Source organism: Afipia felis ATCC 53690 (assembly GCF_000314735.2).
GTDB classification, from domain to species: domain Bacteria; phylum Pseudomonadota; class Alphaproteobacteria; order Rhizobiales; family Xanthobacteraceae; genus Afipia; species Afipia felis.
Genome location: NZ_KB375270.1, coordinates 2086110 through 2106882, shown reverse-complemented (window position 1 = coordinate 2106882; position 20773 = coordinate 2086110). Strand labels below are relative to the sequence as shown.

The window sequence follows — 20773 nt, the reverse complement described above, 5'->3', positions numbered from 1 at the left end:
TCAAGCCTTCTTCTTCACGGAACCCGGAAAGGTCCGTTCCATCGCGGCCTGCGGCGTCGCATAGGCTTCCTGCCGGTCCACGCTCCACAGCGAGAGTTCCTCAAGCGGAATGTGTTCGCCGGTCACGGCGCACACCACATAGGAGCCTGGAGACAGGATACGGAAATCGCCGTCCAGGTATTCGACCTTGGCTTCGCCACGGCCGGACGGCCCGAATTTATTCAACAAGATAAAAGTCTCCCGAAAGTCCGCCCTGGCAATCCGATCAGGCGCTGTGACAATACTACAGATAGGCCATGGAGAGGCCGGGTCAACCGCCAATCAATGGCCTTGGGTCTGTCGACGTCAGTGCCCCATGCCGGGCTCGACCACGCCGCTGTAGATGTCGCGGTTGGGTTCGCGCTATCGAATTTGCATGATATTTTCATGGTCGCGGCAACGTTTTGAGCACGATCAAAAGAGATCGCCCTGAACCTTTTTCGTCTCCGGCGCTGCGGTCGGTTTGGAAGGTTTTGCTGCCTTCTTGGCGGATGGTGGCGTGCCGTGAGCGGTGGCAGCAACCCGGCCATCGGCGAATTCGATGCTGATGCGTTCGCCTGTGCCAACCTGCGCGGCGTGATGCAGCGGCTGGCCTGCTTCGTCGCGCACCAGTGCGAACCCGCGTGACAGGACACCTTTGTAAGACAAGGCCGCCAGCATCTGCGCGCTATGCTGGATGCGGGTGCGTCGCAAGGCGATGAAATGCTCCGAGCAGCGCCGGGCACTCTCCGACAGGCGGCTAACCTGATCCTTCGCGCGCGCGATCTGGGTCCGCAGCGTGGTGACGGTGAGGCGGCCCGCGATCATCGACAGCCGCCGATCATAGATGTGGGTGTTGGCGCGCAACGCACGTGGCAGGTGCGCGGAGGCGCGATCGAAGCGCTGGCGCGGGATCGCCAGCAGTTCGCTGAGTTTCGGCAAACCGCGCGCCGCGCCGCGCAGTTCGGCGCGCCTGTTTTCCTGACCGCGCTGCCAGCAAGCGAAGGAGCGGCGCGCCAGCGATGAAATCTCGATCGCGAGATCGGCGCGTACCGGTACCGCCATCTCAGCGGCGGCGGTGGGTGTCGGCGCGCGCTTGTCGGCGGCGAAATCGATCAGTGTGACGTCGGTCTCGTGGCCGACGGCGGAAATCAGCGGGATCATGCTCGCGGCCGCCGCGCGCACTACGATCTCCTCATTGAACGACCACAAATCTTCCAGCGACCCGCCGCCACGCGCGACGATGAGCAAATCGGGGCGCGGAATCTCGCCGCCTTCCTCGAGCGCATTGAATCCATTGATCGCCGCCGCAATCTGCTCGGCCGAGCCTTCGCCTTGCACCCGCACCGGCCACACCAGCACGCGGCGCGGAAACCTGTCTTCGAGGCGATGCAGGATGTCGCGGATCACCGCGCCGGTCGGCGAGGTGATGACGCCGATCACTTCCGGCAGCCACGGCAGCAATTGCTTGCGCGACTCGTCGAACAGCCCCTCGGCGGCGAGCTTCCTCTTGCGTTCTTCCATCAGCGCCATCAGCGCGCCGACGCCGGCAGGCTCGATGGCCTCGATGACGATCTGATATTTTGAGGAGCCCGGGTAGGTGGTGAGCTTGCCGGTGGCGATGACCTCGAGCCCCTCCTGCGGCTTGAACCGCATCCGCCCGTGTACGCCCTTCCAGATCACGGCCTCGATCTTGGCGCTCTCGTCCTTGAGGGCGAAATAGCAGTGGCCGGAGGCATGGGGCCCGCGAAAGCCGGAAATCTCCCCGCGCACGCGGACATGCCCATAGGTGTCCTCGACGGTGCGTTTCAGCGCCGAAGACAGCTCGGAAACGGTGAATTCCGCGGCATTGGATAACGTCTCGGCAGCTTTGTTCATCGGCAATCGAATCTGGTCTTGTGAGGAAGTCCCATGATAGTCTGTTTTTTCACTCGATAAACTGCGGTTCGACCTTCTCCCATGAATATCCTTTTGATCGGCTCCGGCGGGCGCGAACATGCGCTGGCCTGGAAAATAGCGGCCTCGACGGAGCTGACGAAATTGTGGTGCGCGCCGGGCAATGCCGGGATCGCCCGCGAGGCTGAATGCATCGCGCTGGATGTTGGCGATCATGCGGCGGTTGTGGCCTTCTGCAGGGCCAACAAGGTCGATCTGGTCGTCGTTGGTCCCGAGGCGCCCCTTGCGGCCGGCATCGTCGACGATCTGGCCGCCGCAGGCATCAAGGCGTTCGGCCCGAGCAAAGCGGCCTCGCAGCTCGAGAGTTCCAAGGGGTTCACCAAGGATCTGTGCAAGGCGAACAACATCCCGACCGCCGCTTATGAGCGATTCAAGGATGCCACCGCCGCGAAAGCCTATGTTCGTGACAACGGCGCGCCCATCGTCGTGAAGGCGGACGGGCTTGCGGCAGGCAAGGGCGTCGTCGTCGCAATGACGCTGGCTGAAGCGGAAGCGGCGATCGATGCGCTGTTTCGCACGCAGGGTGCGGAATGCGTGGTCGAGGAATTCATGGAAGGCGAGGAAGCCTCGTTCTTCGTGCTATGCGACGGCGAGAATGCGCTGCCGCTTGCGACCGCGCAGGACCACAAGCGCGCCTTTGATGGCGACCAGGGGCCAAACACCGGAGGCATGGGTGCCTATTCGCCCGCCCCGGTGATGACGGATGCGATGGTCGCGCGCACGATGGACGAGATTATCCGCCCGACATTGCGTGCAATGAAGGACAAGGGCATGCCCTACAAGGGTGTGCTGTTCGCGGGCCTGATGATCACGGCCGAGGGGCCGAAGCTGATCGAATACAACGTCCGCTTCGGCGACCCCGAAACGCAGGTTCTGATGATGCGGATGATGTCGGACCTCGTGCCGGCGCTGATGGCTGCGGTCGATGGCGAATTGAAGCATTTCGATTTGCGCTGGTATCCGCAATCCGCCCTCACCGTGGTGATGGCTGCGAAGGGTTATCCGGGCGATTACGCGAAAGGTTCGATCATCGAAGGCCTCGATGAGGCCGGAGATATCGAGGGCGTGGAGATATTCCACGCCGGAACCAAATCTGACGGCACGCGGATACTTGCCAATGGCGGGCGCGTGCTGAACGTCACGGCCATCGGCGATAGTGTCGGGGACGCGCAGCGGCGCGCCTATCAGGCGGTCGACAGGATTCGATGGCCGGAAGGATTTTGCCGTCGCGATATCGGCTGGCAGGCAATCAAGCGGGAGCAGGGGTAATGCCGTTACGTAAAGCGAGACGCGATGAGCTCCCGCGGATTCTTCAGCTCCTTCTGGACGACGATCTGGCGCACGAACGCGAGGACATGTCGAAGGGGCTTGCGCCTTACGAGGCGGCGTTTGACGCGATCGTCGCCGACGCCAACAACGTGCTCTATGTCTGGGATGAAAACGGCTTCGCGGTTGGCTGTGTGCAGCTCACTTTTGTGCCCTGCTTGTCGTACCAAGGCGCGTGGATCGCACAGGCGGAAGGCGTGCGTGTCGATCGTGCGCTACGCGGCCAGCGCATCGGCGAGAAGATGATGCAGGCGATCATGGGCATTGCGCGCGAACGTGGTTGTCGCTCCCTGCAGCTCAAGAGCGACAAGCGCCGTACTGCCGCGCATCGTTTCTACGAGCGTATCGGCATGCGGATGTCGCACGAGGCGATGACGGTCGATCTGTAACGGAAAGCGGGTACTAGCGCCGCGCCTTGAAGAAATCCCGCAGCAGCGTCCCCGCCTTGTCCTCTCCGACCGCCGGATAGACATCCGGGGTGTGATGACAGGTGGGCGAGTTGAAAAACCGCACCCCGCTGTCGACTGCGCCGCCCTTCGGGTCTAGCGCGCCGTAATAGAGCCTGCGGATGCGGGCATATGAGATCGCGCCCGCGCACATCGTGCAGGGTTCCAGCGTCACGTAGAGATCGCAATCGGTCAGCCGTTCGCGGCCGAGCTTTTGCGCCGCCTCGCGGAGTGCGACCATTTCGGCATGCGCGGTCGGATCGCGGTCGATGAGGGTGCGGTTGGCCGCCTGCGCAATCACGGCTCCGTCATGGACCACGACGCAGCCGATCGGCACCTCGCCGCTCAAAGCCGCGATTTCGGCCTGTTTCAGGGCCAAATCCATGAAACTTTGTGCCGTCATCCCTCGTTTCCCGTGCCGAAGTCTGTTATGAGAGCGCCCTTAATCCACCGGCTTTGGCGACAGGCGGCCCTGATCAGGGGAGCGCGACCGTTCGGACCGGCTTTTGCGCCCCGGGCGCCCCTCAAGCGAGACCTTACATGCCCCGCGACAACGATAAAAACAACAGAAGCGGCTCCGGCTCGCGCAGCCGCCCGCCTGGACGCGGCCGAGACGGGGATGGCGGCAAGGGCCGGTTTTCCGGCGAGCGTCCCGCGCGATCCTCCGCGCCTCGCGGCGACCGCAAGTTCGGTGACAAGAAATTCGGCGACAAAAAGCCCGGCGGGCGCAGCTTCGGTGAGAAGCGGCCGTACACGCCCCGTGGCGAAGGTTACCGCAAGGACGGAGACGGCGACCGTCCGCGTCCACGCTTCAACCGGGACGACCGGCCTTCGCGCGATGACCGTGGTGAAGGTCGCTCGTTCAAACCGCGCGAAGATCGGGGTGATCGTCCGGCGCGTGGTCCGCGCAAGGAATTCGGCGCGAGCGGTCGTGGCGAGGGGCGTCCCTTCAAGCCGCGTGAAGATCGTGCGCCGCGTGGCGATGCGCGCCCCAGTCGTTCGGGTGGCTTTGGCGACAAAAAATTCGGCGACAAGAAGTTTGGCGAAAAGCGGCCTTATACGCCGCGCGGCGAGGGCTTCCGCAAGGATGGCCCGCGCGGTGAGTCGCGCCCGGCGCGATTTAGCCGCGACGATCGTCCACAGCGTGATGACCGCCCGCGTTTCAACCGCGACGAGCGAGGTCCCTCGCGCGGCCCGCGTCGGGACTTCACGGATCGCAACGATCGCAGCAATGAGAAGCCGTGGGAAAAGCGCGCGCCGCGCCGCGACGATCGTGGTGCAAGCGACCGGCCGCGTTTTTCGCGCCCGCGTGAAGATCGCCCCGAGGGTGGCGAGCGGTTTGAGCGCAAGCGTGAAGGCTTCGGCCGTCCGCGTTTCGAGCGGGATGGTGACGACCGCGCGCCGCGCCGCAATGCCTGGCAGGAGCATTCGCGCAGCGAGGGGCATGGCCGCGCCGACCGCAACGAGCGCCCGCGCCGTGACAATGAGGACGACAGCAAGATTTTCGCCAAGCGTCCGGCCTTTGGTGGCCGTGGAGCTTACCGCGAGCGGCCTGCGGATTCCGACAAGCGCGCACCGCGCGCCGCGCCGAAGAAGGACAAGACCGGCGAGCGGATTGCCAAGGCCGTGGCGCGGGCAGGGTTGTGCTCGCGGCGCGATGCGGAGGAATGGATCACGCAGGGGCGCGTTGCCGTCAACGGCCGCGTGATCAATTCGCCCGCGCTCGATGTCACCGTGCGCGACGTCATTACAATCGACGGCAAGCCGTTGCCGGAGCGCGAGCGCACGCGGCTGTTCCTCTATCACAAGCCGCGTGGGTTGATGACGACGCACGACGACCCCGAAGGCCGCCCGACGGTGTTCGATCATCTGCCGGAAGGCTTGCCACGCCTGATCTCGATCGGCCGGCTCGACTTCAACACCGAAGGCCTGCTGCTGCTCACCAATGATGGCGGGTTGTCACGCGCGCTCGAACATCCTGACACCGGCTGGCTGCGGCGCTATCGCGTCCGTGCACACGGTGAGGTGACCCAAGCGCAACTCGATGAGCTGAAGAACGGCGTCGAGGTTGATGGCGTCAAATATGGTTCGATCGATGCGACGCTTGAGCGCGATCAGGGTGCCAACGTCTGGGTGACTTTCGCGATCCGCGAGGGCAAGAACCGTGAGGTGCGTAACGTGATGGCTCATCTCGGACTTGAGGTGAACCGGCTCATTCGCATCTCTTATGGTCCGTTCCAGCTCGGCGAAATCCCGGAAGGGCAGGTCGAGGAGATCAAGAGCCGGGTGCTGCGCGAGCAGCTCGGTGAGAAGATCGCCACGATGTCCGGCGCGCAGTTCGACAAGCCAGTGCGCGATGACGAAGGCCCGAAGGTGGGCCGGGACGGCACGCCGCTTCGCACCAAGGCCGACAACAAGAAGATCAAGCGCTCGAAGATCGAGGATCGCAAGGGCCGTACCGTCGTGGTGCAGCGCAGCGGCAGCGACGAGAAGCGCGCGCGCAACGAAGCCGAGGCCAACGGTTATGGTCCGCCGCGCAAGCCGAAGCGCGGCTATCACGGCAAGCGCGATCTGACGCCGAAGGACTAAGGATGCGCGTCGTCGGCGGAAGGATGCGAGGGCGCAACATCGCCTCGCCTGCGTCGAAGGATATCAGGCCGACGCAGGATCGCCTGCGCGAGTCGGTGTTCAATATCCTGATGCACGCCTACGAGAATCCCGCGGTCGATGCCCGGGTGCTCGACCTGTTTGCAGGCACCGGCGCGCTCGGCATCGAGGCGGTGTCGCGCGGTGCGTCGTTCGCGCTGTTCATCGACAATGGCGCGGAGGCGCGCGCGCTGTTGCGCAATAATGTCGAGGCGCTGGGTCTCGGTGGCGTCACCAAGGTCTATCGCCGCGACGCCACGCAACTCGGGCCCGCACATCCGATGGAGCCATTCACGCTAGCCTTCCTCGATCCACCTTACGGCAAGGGTCTTGCGGAAAAGGCGCTCGCCTCGCTGCGCGAAGGCAAATGGCTCGTGCCGGGTGCGCTCGTGGTGGTTGAAGAGACGACGGCGGCGGCATTTGCTGCGCCTGAGGGTTACGAAGAACTTGAGCGCCGCGCTTATGACGATACCGAGTTCGTATTTCTGCGCGCTGGTGATTGATCTAGCGTCGTCCGAACAGCTTCTCGATATCGGCTAGTTTCAATTCCACATAGGTCGGGCGGCCATGGTTGCACTGGCCGGAATTCGGCGTCGCTTCCATCTCGCGCAGCAATGCGTTCATTTCCTCGACCTTGAGAATGCGGCCCGCGCGCACCGAACCGTGGCAGGCCATGGTGGCGGCGACATGCATCAGCCGCCGTTCCAGCGGCAACGCCTCGTCCCATTCCGCCATGTGCTCGGCTAAATCGCGCAATAGCGACGCTGCGTTGGTCTTGCCGAGCAGCGACGGCGTCTCGCGTACCGCAACTGCACCCGGGCCGAAAGATTCGATGGCGAGGCCGTATTTCTCAAGTTCATCCGTGCGCGCGAGCAGCTTCTCGACCACGGCCTCGTCCATCTCGACGATTTCGGGGATTAGCAGCATCTGGCGCTGCACGCCGTTTCTTTCGAGGGAAGCCTTGAGCCGTTCGTAGACGATGCGCTCGTGCGCCGCGTGCTGGTCGACCAGCACGAGACCGTCGTTGGTCTGCGCCACGATGTAGTTCGCGTGAAGTTGCGTGCGCGCGGCGCCAAGCGGTTGGTTGACGGCGTCGGTAAGCGGTGTGTCATGGCCTCGTGCGTCCGCGCTCGGTGCATAAGCGTCGAAAGTCGCCTGCGGCGCTTCGTCGAACGCCATTGCAGTAGAAGACGGGTGAGAAGCAAAAGGCGCAGCAGGCGATGATCGCCAGTCGTAACCGCCGCGCGGCAAATCTTCCCGGCGGAAGGCCGTCGTGATTGCGGCGCCGTTGGTGTTGGCAGCCGTGCGCCGCCCTTCGCGGGCGAGGCCGTCCTTCAGCGCATGAATGATCAGCGCGCGGACGAGGCCTGCATTGCGGAAACGCACTTCGGTCTTGGCCGGGTGAACGTTGGCGTCGACCTCCTGCGGATCGAGCGTGACAAACAGCGCCACGATCGGATGGCGGTCGCGTGGCAGATAATCGGAATAGGCGGCACGCACCGCCCCGAGAATGAGCTTGTCGCGTACCGGGCGGCCGTTGACGAACAGATATTGCCCGAGCGCGTTAGCGCGGGTCAGCGACGGTGCCGCGGCAAAACCCTCGACAGAAACATCTTCGCGCTCGGCGCGCACCTCGATGGCATGGGTGCGGAAATCGCTGCCGAGAATGTCGCCGAGCCGCGTCAGCCGCCCCGGCGCGCCGGGTAGTGCGGCCGCCCATGTGATGGGCGCGCGTTCCTCGCCCGCGAGCGTGAAGGCGATGTCAGGCCGCGCCATCGCCAGCCGCCGCACGACTTCGCGGATCGCTTCGGCTTCGGTGCGGTCGGTTTTCAGAAACTTCAGCCGTGCAGGCGTTGCATAGAACAGGTCGCTCACCTCGACGCGGGTGCCGTGGGCGAGCGCTGCGGGTGTGATGCCGGATTTCGTTCCTGCGTCGACTTCGAGCGCCCAGGCGTGCGGCTCGCTGGCGTGGCGTGTGGTGATCGCGAGTTTCGCCACGGAGCCGATCGAGGGCAGGGCTTCGCCACGGAAGCCGAGCGTGCGAATGCGTAAGAGATCCTCGTCGTCGAGTTTCGAGGTGGCGTGGCGCTCGACCGCAAGCGCGAGGTCGCCGCGCGTCATGCCGCTGCCGTCGTCGGTGATGGCGATGCGCCGCCGGCCGCCACCCTCGGTGAAGATGTCGATGCGCGAGCCGCCCGCATCGATGGCGTTCTCGACGAGTTCTTTCACGGCGCTCGCAGGCCGCTCCACTACCTCACCGGCGGCAATACGGTTGACGATCTGTTCGGGCAGTTGACGGACGGGCATGGTGCGGATTTTATGGAGGTTTGGTCCAAATAGGGAGGCCGCCTTTGCGCTTGCGCACAAGGTAGCGCCGTTGATTCGCTTAGTCGTCGAACCGCGTGCTTCGACCCGCCTTGATATCGGAGCGGCGTTTCTTGCCATCAAGGCGGCGCTTTTTCGAGCCGAGCGTCGGCCGGGTAGGACGGCGCGTCTTCGGACGCACAGCCGCTTCGCGCAGCAGGACGAGGAGGCGCTCGATAGCGTCGGCACGGTTGCGTTCCTGGGTACGGAAGCGCTGGGCATGCAGTACCAGCACGCCGTCCTTCGTCATGCGCTGGCCCGCGAGCGTCTGCAGGCGCGTCAGCGTATCGGTGGCAAGCTGCAGGCGGCCCACATCGAGGCGCAGTTGCGCCGCGGTGGAGAGCTTGTTGACATTCTGCCCGCCCGGCCCGGAGGCGCGGACGAAGGAGATGTCGATGTCGCTCTCGTCGATGACGATATCGCGTGTGACCCGGATCATGGATCACAGATAGCACAGCCGAGACGGAAACGACCTAGTTCTTGATCGGCTTGGGCGTGGCGGCTTCTGCGGGCGGGCGACCGACGCTGACCGTCAGAAGCTGATGGCTCCAGATTTTCTTGGCGACGCGTTTGGCGTCGTCCAGTGTCACGGCATCGATGATCGCCGGCCGGCGGTCGAGATAGTCAATGCCGAGTTTGTCGAGCTGGTATTGCAGCAGCGCCCCGGCGAATTTGGTGGACGAATCCAGCGCCACCATTTGCGAGCCCTTGAGATAGGACTTGGCCTCGTCCAGCTCCTGCTGGGTTGGGCCGTCGTCGGCGATGCGCTTCAGCTCGGCGGCGATCCGGTCTGCCGTCTCATTGGCTCGGTCGGCGCGGGTCGCGGTGTTGCCGAGGAAGATCGAGGTTTTGTCCATCCACCACAACGACGTGGAGACGGAATAGACGAGGCCGCGCTTTTCCCGCACTTCGTGATAGAGCCGCGACGACAGCGAGCCGCCGCCGATAATGTGGTTGACGATATAGGCCGCCATGAAGTCGGGATCGTCGCGCTTGATTGATGGTCCGCCGAATAGAATGTTGGTCTGCGGCACATCGAGCGGCACGAAAATTCTGTTGTCGCCTGTGGCAATCGTTACATCAGGCACGGGAGCTAGAGTGCCTTTCGCGGGCAAGGTGCCGAATGTCTTGTCGAGCAGCTGGCCCAGCGCCTCGGCATCAATGTCGCCGACCACGGCAACGGTCAGCCCGTCCCGTGCGAACACCTTTTCGCGGTAGGTGCGCAGATCGTCAGCGGTAATCGTGGGAACGCTCTCCAGTGTACCGCGCGGCGAATGCGCGTAAGGATGGTTCGGGAATCCGGCGGCAAAGAACTTGTTGCCGGCGATCGAGCCGGGCGTGACCGATTCACGGCGCAGGATCGATATCGTCTGCGCACGGACGCGCTCCAGCGGCTCGGCATCGAAACGCGGCGCGGTCAGCGCGAGGCGCAGCAGGTCGAACGCCTCATCGCGGTTGTCCTTCAGCATCCGCAGCGAGCCGCGGATCTGATCGCGCGTCACGGTGAAGTTCATCTGGATCGCGCGGCGCTCCAGCCGCTCATGATAGGCGTTGGAATCGAGGTCGCCCGCGCCTTCGTCGAGATTGTCGGCCATCAATTGGGCTACACCGGGCTTGTCGGCGGGGTCCTGCGCGCTGCCGCCGGTGAAGGCGAACTGCATTGCGACCAGCGGTACGGTCGCGTCCTGCACAAGCCAGGCCTCAATGCCGCCCGGTGAAACCACGCGCTGGATTTTCGCTGCCGCCTGCGCGGGCACATGGCCGAAAGCGAGCAGCGCCGCGCCGAAAGCGAGGGGCCGGACGAGATTTTTCAAAGCGTTTCTCACGAGCGTTTCTCCTCGCGCGAATGCGCTTCCTTGATGAGATAGCCCGTCGCGGAGCGCTTCTTGTCGAGCCATTTGCGCGCTGCATCGCTCACTTGCTGCGCAGTGACCGTGCGGATGCGGTCCGGCCAGCTCTGAATACTGGCAACCGTGAGGCCGACAGTGATTGCTGCGCCGTACCATCGTGCCATCGTGCTCTGGCTGTCGCGCGCATACACCGATTCCGCGATCAACTGCGTCTTGGCGCGCTCGAGGTCTTCGGCCGGTACCGGCGTTTGCGCAACGGTCGCGATCACTTTGTCGATCGCCTCTTCGATCTTTTCGAAGCTGGCACCGGGCTTCGGCGAGGCGGCGATGCCGAACTGCGAGGGATCGAGCGCCGTGCCTTGATACCAGGCATTGGCGCTCACCGCGATTTTCTGATCCACCGCGAGCGCGCGGAATAGATAGGCGTTGATGCCGCCGCCCATCAGCTGCGCGAGCACTTCCAGCGCCTCGCTCTCGCCGGCAGCAGCCGTGACCGCCGAAGGCACCAGATAAAGCCTGCGCAGGTTCGGTTGCTCGACGCGTGGGTCGGCGAGTGTCACGGTGCGTGGACCCGCAGGTGGCGGCTCCTGCGGGCGGATGCGCTTGGCGGGGATCGAAGGCTGCGGCGCAACCTTGCCGTAGGTAGCCTCGACCATCGGCCGCAGATCCTCGGCCGTGATGTCCCCCGCGACCACGAGTGTCGCATTGTTGGGGGCGTAGTGGAGGCGATAGAAGTCGAGCGCTTCCTCGCGGTTGAGTTTCTCGATCTCGGCGCGCCAGCCGATGACGGGACGGCCGTAGGGATGATTGAGATAGAGCGCTGCCATGATCTGCTCAGTCAGCCGCGCATCCGGGCTGTTGGCGACGCGCATGTTGTATTCTTCCAGCACGACGTCGCGCTCGGGTAGGACATTCTCGTCCTTGAGGATCAGCCCGGTCATGCGGTCGGATTCGAAATCCATCATCAGCGGGAGCTTGTCGCGCGGCACACTCTGGTAATAGCCGGTGTAATCGAACGAGGTGAAGGCGTTCTCGCTGCCGCCGACGCGGACCACGCTCTGCGAGAATTCCCCGGCCGGATGCTTCGCGGTGCCCTTGAACATCAGATGTTCGAGAAAATGCGCGAGCCCCGATTTGCCCGGCGTCTCGTCGGCCGAGCCAACCTTGTACCAGATCATCTGGGTGACGGTCGGCGTCCGATGGTCGGGAATGACCACGACCTGAAGGCCGTTGGCGATGGTGAAGGTCGAGGGCTGGTTCGAGGTCGGCGCCGTATCCGCGAAAGCGGGCCATGGTGTGGTCAGCGCCGTGGCGGTCAGCGCGATACCGCGCAGTGCATCACGTCGGGAAATGATTTTGAGATCGCGCATGATCCGATATCGACTCCGAAAGAATGCGAAGAACAGCCGTGAGTGAGCCGTCCAGATGGCGGGATCATGGCGCGCGATGCAAGCTTACGACAAATCAATGTGCGAGCCGGAGCGCCTGCACGGACTATTTATCGAAGAGCGGATTGTAGTCTCTCTTGGTCTTGCTTTCCATCGGACCCGAGCCGTAGGCGTAGCTCGGCGAAGGCGTCTGATAGCCGGCTGGCGGCTGGCTCAGTTCGCTCCGCTCAGGCTCCTTCACGAACTTGACGCTCTCGTTCTTCCCGCCGCCGAACAGGTCCGACATCATGCTGTTCTTGAAGCCGAGCTGCGACGGGCTCAGCAGATTGTAATTGGAATTGTCCATGCCGGGACGATCGTCATTAAGTGCCGTCGCACTTCTCTTGGACGAAGGCTTCTTGGCAAGCTCGCTCGGCAGCAGAGGACGTTTGGCCGCATCCCAATCCGGAGCCGATCTTTTGCTGGCTTCGATAGCTTCCTTGCGGGCCTGAACGTCCGGATCTTTCGGCCAGTTCGCAACCGCGGGCGCGGATTTCGAGGCGGGTGGCGGCAGATCGAGCTTGGACGGGATCACCAGAGGTGAGCGCTCGCGATATTCGATGCCCTTGTTGTTATCTTCCATGGTCTGGCCGCCGAGGCCGCGCAGCAGGCCGTCGATCATCTTGTGCTCGAAGCTCATTTCCGGCTGCTGCTCTCCGTCGTCCTCGGCGCGAGCCACGTTGGAAGCGACAACGAGCGTCAGGGCACAGGCCATTCCGGCAACCTTGAACAGGCGCATCAGCGCGGCCTTGGCGGTGAGGGTGTCATCGGGGCGCAGGGAAATCATCGTGATCCGTCCAGCTTTCGACAGGAAATATGGCGACAGCACAGTCACTTAAGCGCCATCAGCCGGACCGTATATCGCCGTTTATCGGGGCGTTTTTGCGGCGGTTGGCGCGAAGAGGGAGTCATATAGCAGGGCGGCGACACCGGCAACAATCGCCGCGTCGGCAAGGTTAAACACATACCAACTATAGGTTTTTCCCGCGATGGCGATGTGGAACAGGGCGAAATCCACCACCGCTCCGTAGGCGATGCGGTCGATGGCGTTGCCGATCGCGCCGCCGATGATGAGGCCGAGCGCGATCACCGCGAGTCGCGTTTGCGAGCGTGCCATCCACACCGCAAGCAGGACGACGGCAAGCGCCTTTCCGGCCAGCAGCAGTGTCTGGCCCGTCGTGCCCATGTCCTGCAGCCAGCCGTAGCTGATGCCTGTGTTCCAGGCGAGCACGAGATCAAAGAAGGGCGTGACCTGCACCATGCCGCGGCGGCCGATGTCGAAGACATACAGCAGCCACAGCTTGGAGGCCTGATCGGCGATCAGGGCGCCAGCGGCGGCAATCAGCCCGGAGCGCAGCAGGGGAGACATCGGCTAGGCCGTCCTTCCCAGCGCCTTCCATTCGCGCAGCGCCTGCGCATCGCGCGGCGTGACATCCGGATATTCGGAATCGTCGCCGACGGTCGGGAGAATCTTCCACGAGCGCGCACATTTTTTGCCGGCGGCTTTCTCAACCACGACAGCAACGCCCGGCACGTCACTGAGCGTGAATGCACCGGCGGGCGGCGTCTCGTTTGTCACCATCGCATTCGAGGTAATGCAGATTTCCGCCAGATCGATATCGGCGAGGGTGCCGAGCAGCGCCATGTCCGAGACGTAGACCAGTGGCGAAGCTTCCAGCGAAGAGCCGATGCGCTTGGCTGCGCGCTCAACTTCCAGCGCGCCGGTGACGACGCGGCGCACGTCGCGGATCGTGTTCCATTTCTGCGCCAGCGCATTGTCCCGCCATGCGGCGAGCACCTTCTGGAACGACTCCAGATGTACGGAGGTGGCGTCGGGATAGCGCGACAGCCACGCTTCCTCGGCGGTGAACGATAGAATTGGCGCGAACCAGGTCACGATGCTGCGGAACAGATAGTCGATCACCGTGAGAGAGGCCTTGCGTGCGACCGATGACGGCGGGTCGCAATACAGCGTGTCCTTGCGGATGTCGAAATAGAACGCCGACAGTTCGGTGTTCATGAAATGCGACAATGCGGCGATCACCGTCTTGTAGTCGAATTCGGCATAAGCTTTGCGCACAATGGCATCGATCTCGCTCAGCCGATGCAGCATCAGCCGTTCGAGCTCGGGCATCTCGTCGACCCTGATGCGGTCCTCGTCGTGGAAGTGAGCGAGGCTGCCTAGCATCCAGCGGATGGTGTTGCGCAGCTTGCGATAGGTCTCGATGGTGCCCTTGAGGATTTCCGGCCCGATCCGCAGATCGTCGGAATAATCTGACTGCGCTACCCACAGGCGCAGGATGTCCGCGCCGGATTGCTTGATGACGTCCTGTGGCGCGGTGGTGTTGCCGAGCGACTTCGACATCTTGCGGCCATGCTCATCGAGCGTGAAGCCGTGGGTGAGAACGATGTCGTAGGGCGCGCGGCCGCGTGTGCCGCAGCTTTCCAGCAGCGAGGAATGAAACCAGCCGCGATGCTGGTCGCTTCCCTCGAGATACATCACGGTATCGTTGCCGCCATCGACCTTGCGTTTGATACCGGCGAGGCCAGGAAACTGCTGCGCGTCCTCCAGCACGAAGGCGTGCGTCGAACCGGAATCGAACCAGACGTCGAGAATGTCGTCGACCTTCTTCCAGGCTTCGTTGGCGTGCGAGCCGAGAAAGCGTTCGCGTGCGCCGTCGGCATACCAGGCGTCGGCGCCCTCATTCATGAAGGCTTCCGCGATCCGCAGATCGACGGTCTCATCGCGGAGAATCTCGACCGAGCCGTCGCCCTTTTCGCGCACGAATACGGTGATCGGTACGCCCCAGGCGCGCTGGCGCGACACCACCCAGTCGGGGCGGCCCGCGATCATGCCGGTGATGCGATTCTGGCCCTGTTCGGGCACCCATTGGGTGACCTGGATAGCCTGCAACGCGCGGTGGCGCAGCGTGTCACCGGGCTTCGCTTTGCCGCTGTTGAGGATGTCCTTGTCCATCGCAATGAACCATTGCGGTGTGTTGCGATAGATCACCGGCTTCTTCGAGCGCCAGGAATGCGGGTATTGATGCTTGAGGCGGCCACGCGCTAAGAGAGCGCCGCGCTCGGTCAGAGTCTTGATGACGGCGTCGTTGGCGTCACCCCTCTCACCCTTGTCGGTAAGCACGCGCTTGCCGGTGAAGCCGGGGGCCTGCGCGGTCAGCGCGCCGTCGGCATCGACCGTATAGGGAATCGTCGACGAGATGCCGCGGGCTTCCAGCTCGCGCGCATTTGCCATCCAGATGTCGAAGTCTTCGCGGCCATGGCCCGGCGCGGTGTGGACGAAACCGGTGCCGGTGTCGTCGGTGACGTGATCGCCATCGAGCAGCGGCACGGTGAATTCGTAGCCACCGTCCAGACCTTTCAGCGGATGGCTGCATTCGAGTGCGTCGAGGATGCCGCTGTCGATGTCCGACACGCGCTCGAAGGAAGTGACGCGCGCTTGCTTGAACACGTCCGGCGCGAGCTTGTCGGCCAGAATCAACAGATCGCCGGTCTTCGCCCAATTGTCGGTGGGCGCATCGATGACCTTGTAGAGACCGTAGGCGATCTTGGAGGAGAACGAGATGGCGCGGTTTCCGGGCAGCGTCCATGGTGTCGTGGTCCAGATCACGACGGACGCATTGGCGAGACGGCCGAACGCGGCTTTCACCGGAAACTTCACCCACACCGTATCGGAAATGTGGTCCTCGTACTCAACTTCGGCCTCGGCGAGCGCGGTCTTCTCGACCACGCTCCACATCACCGGCTTGGAGCCGCGATACAGGAGGCCGTTGGCGGCGAACTTCATGATCTCGCGCGCGATCTGCGCTTCGGCCGCGAAGTTCATGGTGGTGTAGGGGTGTGCCCAGTCGCCGATCACACCGAGGCGTTTGAATTCCTCGCGCTGGATGTCGACCCATTTCTGCGCGAAGACCCGGCACTCCTTGCGGAATTCGTTGATCGGCACCGCATCCTTGTTCTTGCCCTTGGCGCGATAGCCTTCCTCGATCTTCCATTCGATCGGCAGGCCGTGGCAGTCCCAGCCCGGAACGTAATTGGAATCGAAGCCGAGCATCTGCTGGCTCTTGGTCACGAGATCCTTGAGGATCTTGTTGAGCGCGTGGCCGATATGGATGTTGCCGTTGGCGTAGGGCGGGCCGTCGTGCAGTACGAATTTTGGGCGACCCGTGGACTGTTCGCGCAGCCGCTCGTACAGGCCGATCTCGTTCCAGCGCGCCAAAAAGTCCGGCTCGCGCTGCGGCAGGCCCGCGCGCATCGGGAAATCCGTCTGCGGCAGGTAAAGGGTCTTGGAATAATCGGGGGCGTCGGATTTGGGCTTCTCGGTCATGGCGGGGTGAATAGCATTTTCTGGCCGTGGGGAAACGGTCCAAAACGGTAAATACCCTCATCAGGCCGATGTTTTTGCCCCATGTGGACCGGGTTGAACGGGAAAGACGGCTTCTCGTTCAGCCGATTGCGCCGAGGGTTGGAAATGCCCCGGGCGCGGCCTCCAGCACGGCGCGTGCGCGCAGGCTGTCGTCGTCCATCTGCTGGATCAGCGCTGGTACGCTGTCGAATTTCAGCTCGTCGCGGAGATATTCGATAAAGGCGACGTCGAGCGTCTGGCCATAGAGGTCGGCGTTGAAATCGAACAGGAAGACCTCAAGCAGCAGCGGCCCGTTGTCGAAGGTCGGCCGCCGGCCATAACTGGCGACCCCGTTGAAGCGCTGCGGATCGCTGCCGCCGCCGAGCCCGACGCGCACGGCGTAAATGCCGTGTTTGAGATCGACATGCGGATCGAGCCGGATGTTGGCGGTGGGATAGCCGAGGTCGCGTCCGCGCTTCTCGCCGTGGATTACCGTACCGCTGACAAACCACGGCCCGCCGAGCATGGCGGTGGCATCGCGGATGCGGCCTTCGGCGAGCGCGGCGCGGATGGCGCTGGATGAAATCGGCAGGTCGGACAAATCGACATGCGATTGAATGTGAACCTTGATGCCGAGACGCTCGCCCTGTTCGGCTAAAGTCGCAGGCGAGCCGCCGCGGCCCTTGCCGAAATGGAAGTCGTCGCCGACGGAGATTCCGGACACGCCAAGCCGCTCGACGAGTTCTTGGTTAATGAAATCCAGTGCGGTGGTCGCGGCGCGGGCGGCGTTGAAATCGAGCACCACTGCGCCGTCGAGCCCGGTGCCTGCGAGCAGGCGCAGCTTGGCTTGCTCATTGGTGAGACGGAAATGCGCGGCAGTCGGCGTGAAGAAGCTGCGCGGGTGCGGCTCGAAGCTCAGCGCGAAAGCTTTTTTCCCGGCGCTTTTCGCCATTTTCTCGGCGGCCGCGATGACGGTCCGGTGTCCCAGGTGAACGCCGTCGAAATTGCCGAGCGCGATGACCGCGCCGCGCGGTATGTCGGCGGACGGAGTGGCGTCGCGGATGATTTGAAACGGATTTTTTATCATAACGCCAAGTGCAAACAGGATGCTGGAAGTGACCGGCTGGCGGGGATGAAGTCAAGGCGATGAAACGGATTAACTGGCTGTTTAAGCCGGGATGCTAGCAATTTCCCCCTGAGGCTGAGCTGGGGCTGAAAGGTCCGGATCGCGCCACTATAGAATATAGACGAAGCGCGCCCATGTGTGGGGCGTTCAGGGGAAGCTGAGCGATGGCTATGGACTTATCGATGCCGGTGTTGGTGGTAGATGACTACAACACCATGATCCGCATTATCCGCAATCTGTTGAAGCAACTCGGTTTCGAGAACATCGACGACGCCAGCGACGGCTCGGCCGCGCTCGCCAAGATGCGCGGCAAGAAATACGGGCTCGTGATTTCCGACTGGAACATGGAGCCGATGACGGGCTATGACCTGCTCAAGGAAGTGCGTGGCGATCCCAATCTCGCGACGACGCCTTTCATCATGATCACCGCCGAATCCAAGACCGAGAACGTGATCGCGGCGAAGAAGGCCGGCGTGAACAACTATATCGTCAAGCCGTTCAATGCGGCGACGCTCAAGACCAAGATCGACGCGGTGTTCCCTGACAGCAACGCCTAAGCATCGATCGAACGGCGAATTCGTTTCTGAAATGCCCGGCTCGCGCCGGGCATTTTGCTTTTGGCAGTTGCTCCAGCGCTTACCAGCGCAAGTCCCGCATCAGAACGAAGGGCGGTTTGGTATCGCCGAATAATTGTTTCGACGTGGTGGCGTCGATTTCCTCAAGGCTTGCGAATTCGGCCGAATGAATCCCGCGCGTGACGAACACGCAGTCGATGCCGAAATTGTTGGCGCCGGCCAAATCGGTGCGCACTGAATCTCCGATCGCCAGCATGCGCTCGCGTGGTACGACCAAACCGCGCCGTGCGGTGGCGAGCTCGAACGCACGTTGATAGGCGGGGCGGTGCGGCTTGCCGTAGAACGTCACTTCGCCGCCGAGTTCGCGATACAGTTCGGCGACGGCGCCTGCGCAATAGATCATCTTGTGGCCGCGCTCGACGATGATGTCGGGGTTGGCGCAGATCATCGGCAGCTTGCGATCCAGGGCCGCGAGCAATGTCTTGCGATAATCTTCCGGCGTCTCGGTCTCGTCGTCGAACAGCCCGGTGCAGACGATGTAATCCGCGCGCTCCAGCGGCGCGAAATCGATGTCGAGACCATGAAAGACAGGCCCGTCGCGATCAGGCCCGATCTGATAGAGCGGCTCGCCGGGACGTGTCGCGATGTAGTGGCGGGAGAGGTCGCCGGAGGTGACGATGTCGTCATAGCAATCGTCCGGCACGCGCAATTCGCGCAATTGCTCCTGTACGGCAGGTGTCGGGCGCGGTGAATTCGTCAGCATCACCACGGTGCCGCCTTGCTTGCGGAATGTCTGCAGGGCTTTGCAGGCTTCGGGAAACGCAACCACGCCGTTATGGACCACGCCCCAGATGTCGCTGATGAGAACGTCGGTGTCGTGAACGAGGTCGCGCAGATGCGGGGCGAAGCGGGGTAGGGTCATCAGGAAAGTCCGGGGAAAGGATCAGGCGCGGGAGCCGCGCTCACGATCAACCCCTGCCACGATGCGGCGAAGAAGGAAAGGCCGCACCAGTGTGGTGGTTCAGAAGTTAGCCAAGAAACTTGCTGCAGATCGAGGTGAATTTCGAATTCGGGACACTAGCTTTGCGCGATCCGCCGCGCGAGCGCGGCAGTGCCCGAGAGGCGCGTCTCGGCGGCCGTGCGGGCTGGCATCGCGACCTGCTCGGCAGGCGGGGGAGCGGACGCTTTCGGCTGGCTGCTCGCGGCGACCGGGGTCGGCACTGCGGCTTCGGGACGCAGCGGACGCGGTGCGGAGAACAGAAAGCCCTGGCCGAACCGCACATTGTAGTCGAGCAGATCCAGCACGGAGCGCTCGCCCTCGATCTTTTCCGCGATCAGATCGACGCCGAAGCGCGTGAGCAGACTCGACAGATCGGCGGCATGGATGTCGGACGACGCGGCGTCCTGCTGGTCGAGCAGGAGTGGGGCCGGCACCTTGAGATAGCGCACGCCGCGGTCGGCGAGTTCGCGGCCATCGATCCTGAAGTCGGTGATGTTGTCGATCGAGAACTGGAAGCCGAGCCGCTTCAGGGCCGCGAGATGCTCGATCTCGATGGGGCCGAAGTTGCGGAATGCGCTTTGTTTGAATTCCAGCACCAGTGACGGCGCGAGCGCGCGATTGGCTTCGAGGAAGGCGATGCACTCGCCGAAAATATCCGGGTTCGCGAGCGTGGCGCCGGAGATGTTGCAGAACATGCCGACGTCCTTGGTCCGCACCTGCAGGCGGCGGAGTACCTGAACGCAGCGGAACAGTACTGTGTAATCAATCTGACCGATCAGGCCGCTCGATTCCGCGATGTCGATGAACTGGCCCGCGGTGAACACGTGGTCCTTCTCGTCGCGCAGGCGTGAGACGGCCTCATAGAACCGCACCTTGCGCTGGGGCAGCGACACGATCGGTTGCAGATAGAGGTCGATGCGGTTGGCTTCCGCCGCGCTCCTGATGGCGGCGATCACGTCCGGAAGATTTGAGATCGCCTCCGCGGCGGCCTGCAGCGAGGCGGATGCCGGAGCGGGCTGTTCGATCACACGGGGCGGCTCGATGGGCGTAACTTGAGGTGCACTCGCCACTTGAGACTGGGAAGGGTGATGCGCGGCCGTGAGGCTTGTCGCTGAAGTCAGCAATTCGTCATGGGTCGCAACAGATCCGGCGAGGTTCTTGATCATGAGGCCAAGCTCGCCGATCTCGCTCATCACCGAGCGGGCGCGATCCTGCGCGGCATGGTCCGCATTGGCGAGCCTGGTTTCGATCAGCGTCATGCGCCGGCCGTATTCGGCGACCTGCCGCGCGAGATCGGCGGTGCCACGCGACAGATCTGCGATCTGGCCGTTGACGTCGGCGCGGCCACGGATGCGTATCGAGATGGCGTTGTAGAGAATGAGGCAGGTCAGAGTGGCGAGCGCGACGAGGGCGGACTCGCGCATGCTCAGGCCGGTCATCACATACAGAATCAGGCCGAGCGAAGCCGCGATCAGCACCATGCAAATGGCGATGAAAATCGTCGATACGCGAACCATGCAGCAGTTATCCCCCCGGCACGGGTGATTCTAGCATCAAGATTGATACGCCGGGAAGTTCCGTCGGTGTTTCTCCACCGCCGGGTGCATGGTCGGGGAGCAAAAAGCCGCCCAGCGCCTTGGCTATCAAGGCGCCGGGGAAGGGATGGGTGCTGG

At 63.2% G+C, this 20773-nt stretch carries 18 protein-coding genes; 5 read left to right on the top strand and 13 right to left on the bottom strand.

Translation table 11 applies throughout. The features are described from left to right. Positions 1 to 228, bottom strand: coding sequence for a DUF2093 domain-containing protein (locus HMPREF9697_RS09995; RefSeq protein WP_002717085.1), 228 nt, complete (start codon positions 226 to 228; stop codon positions 1 to 3). Between the two features lie 225 nt (positions 229 to 453). After that, positions 454 to 1896 carry an exodeoxyribonuclease VII large subunit gene (gene xseA, locus HMPREF9697_RS09990; RefSeq protein WP_002717084.1) on the bottom strand — a complete coding sequence of 481 codons (1443 nt, stop codon included), beginning with the start codon at positions 1894 to 1896 and terminating at the stop codon, positions 454 to 456. A gap of 81 nt (positions 1897 to 1977) precedes the next feature. On the opposite strand from xseA, the gene purD reads away from it, so the two are divergent. Continuing rightward, entirely contained in the window at positions 1978 to 3243 is a 1266-nt protein-coding gene (gene purD, locus HMPREF9697_RS09985) for a phosphoribosylamine--glycine ligase (RefSeq protein ID WP_002717083.1), read from the top strand. After that, positions 3243 to 3689 carry a GNAT family N-acetyltransferase gene (locus HMPREF9697_RS09980; RefSeq protein ID WP_002717082.1) on the top strand — a complete coding sequence of 149 codons (447 nt, stop codon included), beginning with the start codon at positions 3243 to 3245 and terminating at the stop codon, positions 3687 to 3689. The genes purD and HMPREF9697_RS09980 overlap by 1 nt, the downstream gene beginning before the upstream one ends. A gap of 13 nt (positions 3690 to 3702) precedes the next feature. Here HMPREF9697_RS09980 and HMPREF9697_RS09975 read toward each other — a convergent pair whose 3' ends face one another. Continuing rightward, a complete protein-coding gene (locus HMPREF9697_RS09975) occupies positions 3703 to 4149 on the bottom strand; it encodes a nucleoside deaminase (protein WP_002717081.1) in 447 nt (148 codons plus the stop codon). A gap of 137 nt (positions 4150 to 4286) precedes the next feature. Here HMPREF9697_RS09975 and HMPREF9697_RS09970 point away from each other — a divergent pair, with 137 nt between their 5' ends. Together HMPREF9697_RS09970 and rsmD are read left to right on the top strand one after the other, a co-directional pair. Then, positions 4287 to 6335, top strand: coding sequence for a pseudouridine synthase (locus HMPREF9697_RS09970; RefSeq protein ID WP_002717080.1), 2049 nt, complete (start codon positions 4287 to 4289; stop codon positions 6333 to 6335). A 2-nt stretch (positions 6336 to 6337) separates the two neighbouring features. Next, positions 6338 to 6895 (top strand): 16S rRNA (guanine(966)-N(2))-methyltransferase RsmD, encoded by a 558-nt coding sequence (gene rsmD / locus HMPREF9697_RS09965; protein ID WP_002717079.1) that lies wholly within the window; start codon positions 6338 to 6340, stop codon positions 6893 to 6895. Position 6896: 1 nt separating this feature from the next. Here rsmD and mutL read toward each other — a convergent pair whose 3' ends face one another. From mutL to HMPREF9697_RS09925, 8 genes are all read right to left on the bottom strand, one after another. After that, on the bottom strand, positions 6897 to 8699 hold the full coding sequence (mutL, locus tag HMPREF9697_RS09960) for a DNA mismatch repair endonuclease MutL (protein ID WP_002717078.1): 1803 nt from the start codon (positions 8697 to 8699) through the stop codon (positions 6897 to 6899). 79 nt (positions 8700 to 8778) lie between these two features. Further along, the gene (gene arfB, locus HMPREF9697_RS09955; protein ID WP_002717077.1) at positions 8779 to 9195 is read right to left on the bottom strand and encodes an alternative ribosome rescue aminoacyl-tRNA hydrolase ArfB; all 417 of its coding nucleotides are present in this window, start codon (positions 9193 to 9195) and stop codon (positions 8779 to 8781) included. Positions 9196 to 9229: 34 nt separating this feature from the next. Next, a complete protein-coding gene (locus tag HMPREF9697_RS09950) occupies positions 9230 to 10582 on the bottom strand; it encodes a M16 family metallopeptidase (protein ID WP_002717076.1) in 1353 nt (450 codons plus the stop codon). Further along, positions 10579 to 11976 (bottom strand): M16 family metallopeptidase, encoded by a 1398-nt coding sequence (locus HMPREF9697_RS09945; protein ID WP_002717075.1) that lies wholly within the window; start codon positions 11974 to 11976, stop codon positions 10579 to 10581. Before HMPREF9697_RS09945 ends, HMPREF9697_RS09950 begins: the two co-directional genes overlap by 4 nt. Before the next feature lie 124 nt (positions 11977 to 12100). Beyond that, a complete protein-coding gene (locus tag HMPREF9697_RS09940; protein ID WP_002717074.1) occupies positions 12101 to 12820 on the bottom strand; it encodes a hypothetical protein in 720 nt (239 codons plus the stop codon). An 81-nt stretch (positions 12821 to 12901) separates the two neighbouring features. Beyond that, the gene (gene lspA / locus HMPREF9697_RS09935; RefSeq protein ID WP_002717073.1) at positions 12902 to 13402 is read right to left on the bottom strand and encodes a signal peptidase II; all 501 of its coding nucleotides are present in this window, start codon (positions 13400 to 13402) and stop codon (positions 12902 to 12904) included. Between the two features lie 3 nt (positions 13403 to 13405). Further along, positions 13406 to 16381 (bottom strand): isoleucine--tRNA ligase, encoded by a 2976-nt coding sequence (gene ileS / locus HMPREF9697_RS09930; protein ID WP_002717072.1) that lies wholly within the window; start codon positions 16379 to 16381, stop codon positions 13406 to 13408. Between the two features lie 118 nt (positions 16382 to 16499). Next, a complete protein-coding gene (locus HMPREF9697_RS09925; protein WP_002717071.1) occupies positions 16500 to 17486 on the bottom strand; it encodes a bifunctional riboflavin kinase/FAD synthetase in 987 nt (328 codons plus the stop codon). Positions 17487 to 17689: 203 nt separating this feature from the next. Here HMPREF9697_RS09925 and HMPREF9697_RS09920 point away from each other — a divergent pair, with 203 nt between their 5' ends. Beyond that, positions 17690 to 18082, top strand: coding sequence for a response regulator (locus tag HMPREF9697_RS09920; protein ID WP_002717070.1), 393 nt, complete (start codon positions 17690 to 17692; stop codon positions 18080 to 18082). Positions 18083 to 18161: 79 nt separating this feature from the next. Here the strand turns inward: HMPREF9697_RS09920 and HMPREF9697_RS09915 are convergent, their stop codons facing one another. Next, the gene (locus tag HMPREF9697_RS09915) at positions 18162 to 19022 is read right to left on the bottom strand and encodes a TIGR01459 family HAD-type hydrolase (protein ID WP_002717069.1); all 861 of its coding nucleotides are present in this window, start codon (positions 19020 to 19022) and stop codon (positions 18162 to 18164) included. A 155-nt stretch (positions 19023 to 19177) separates the two neighbouring features. Further along, complete coding sequence (locus HMPREF9697_RS09910) at positions 19178 to 20617, bottom strand: EAL domain-containing protein (protein WP_002717068.1); 1440 nt, start codon at positions 20615 to 20617, stop codon at positions 19178 to 19180. Between the last annotated feature and the right edge of the window lie 156 nt (positions 20618 to 20773).

What these genes read in the sequence shown, in the direction of transcription:
- HMPREF9697_RS09920 (WP_002717070.1), top strand. Translation starts at nt 17,690, where the DNA reads ATGGCTATGGACTTATCGATGCCGGTGTTGGTGGTAGATGACTACAAC.
- ileS (WP_002717072.1), bottom strand. Translation starts at nt 16,381, where the DNA reads ATGACCGAGAAGCCCAAATCCGACGCCCCCGATTATTCCAAGACCCTT.
- HMPREF9697_RS09970 (WP_002717080.1), top strand. Translation starts at nt 4,287, where the DNA reads ATGCCCCGCGACAACGATAAAAACAACAGAAGCGGCTCCGGCTCGCGC.
- HMPREF9697_RS09915 (WP_002717069.1), bottom strand. Translation starts at nt 19,022, where the DNA reads ATGACCCTACCCCGCTTCGCCCCGCATCTGCGCGACCTCGTTCACGAC.
- xseA (WP_002717084.1), bottom strand. Translation starts at nt 1,896, where the DNA reads ATGAACAAAGCTGCCGAGACGTTATCCAATGCCGCGGAATTCACCGTT.
- mutL (WP_002717078.1), bottom strand. Translation starts at nt 8,699, where the DNA reads ATGCCCGTCCGTCAACTGCCCGAACAGATCGTCAACCGTATTGCCGCC.
- purD (WP_002717083.1), top strand. Translation starts at nt 1,978, where the DNA reads ATGAATATCCTTTTGATCGGCTCCGGCGGGCGCGAACATGCGCTGGCC.
- HMPREF9697_RS09925 (WP_002717071.1), bottom strand. Translation starts at nt 17,486, where the DNA reads ATGATAAAAAATCCGTTTCAAATCATCCGCGACGCCACTCCGTCCGCC.
- HMPREF9697_RS09980 (WP_002717082.1), top strand. Translation starts at nt 3,243, where the DNA reads ATGCCGTTACGTAAAGCGAGACGCGATGAGCTCCCGCGGATTCTTCAG.
- HMPREF9697_RS09975 (WP_002717081.1), bottom strand. Translation starts at nt 4,149, where the DNA reads ATGACGGCACAAAGTTTCATGGATTTGGCCCTGAAACAGGCCGAAATC.
- HMPREF9697_RS09910 (WP_002717068.1), bottom strand. Translation starts at nt 20,617, where the DNA reads ATGGTTCGCGTATCGACGATTTTCATCGCCATTTGCATGGTGCTGATC.
- lspA (WP_002717073.1), bottom strand. Translation starts at nt 13,402, where the DNA reads ATGTCTCCCCTGCTGCGCTCCGGGCTGATTGCCGCCGCTGGCGCCCTG.
- HMPREF9697_RS09945 (WP_002717075.1), bottom strand. Translation starts at nt 11,976, where the DNA reads ATGCGCGATCTCAAAATCATTTCCCGACGTGATGCACTGCGCGGTATC.
- HMPREF9697_RS09940 (WP_002717074.1), bottom strand. Translation starts at nt 12,820, where the DNA reads ATGATTTCCCTGCGCCCCGATGACACCCTCACCGCCAAGGCCGCGCTG.
- rsmD (WP_002717079.1), top strand. Translation starts at nt 6,338, where the DNA reads ATGCGCGTCGTCGGCGGAAGGATGCGAGGGCGCAACATCGCCTCGCCT.
- arfB (WP_002717077.1), bottom strand. Translation starts at nt 9,195, where the DNA reads ATGATCCGGGTCACACGCGATATCGTCATCGACGAGAGCGACATCGAC.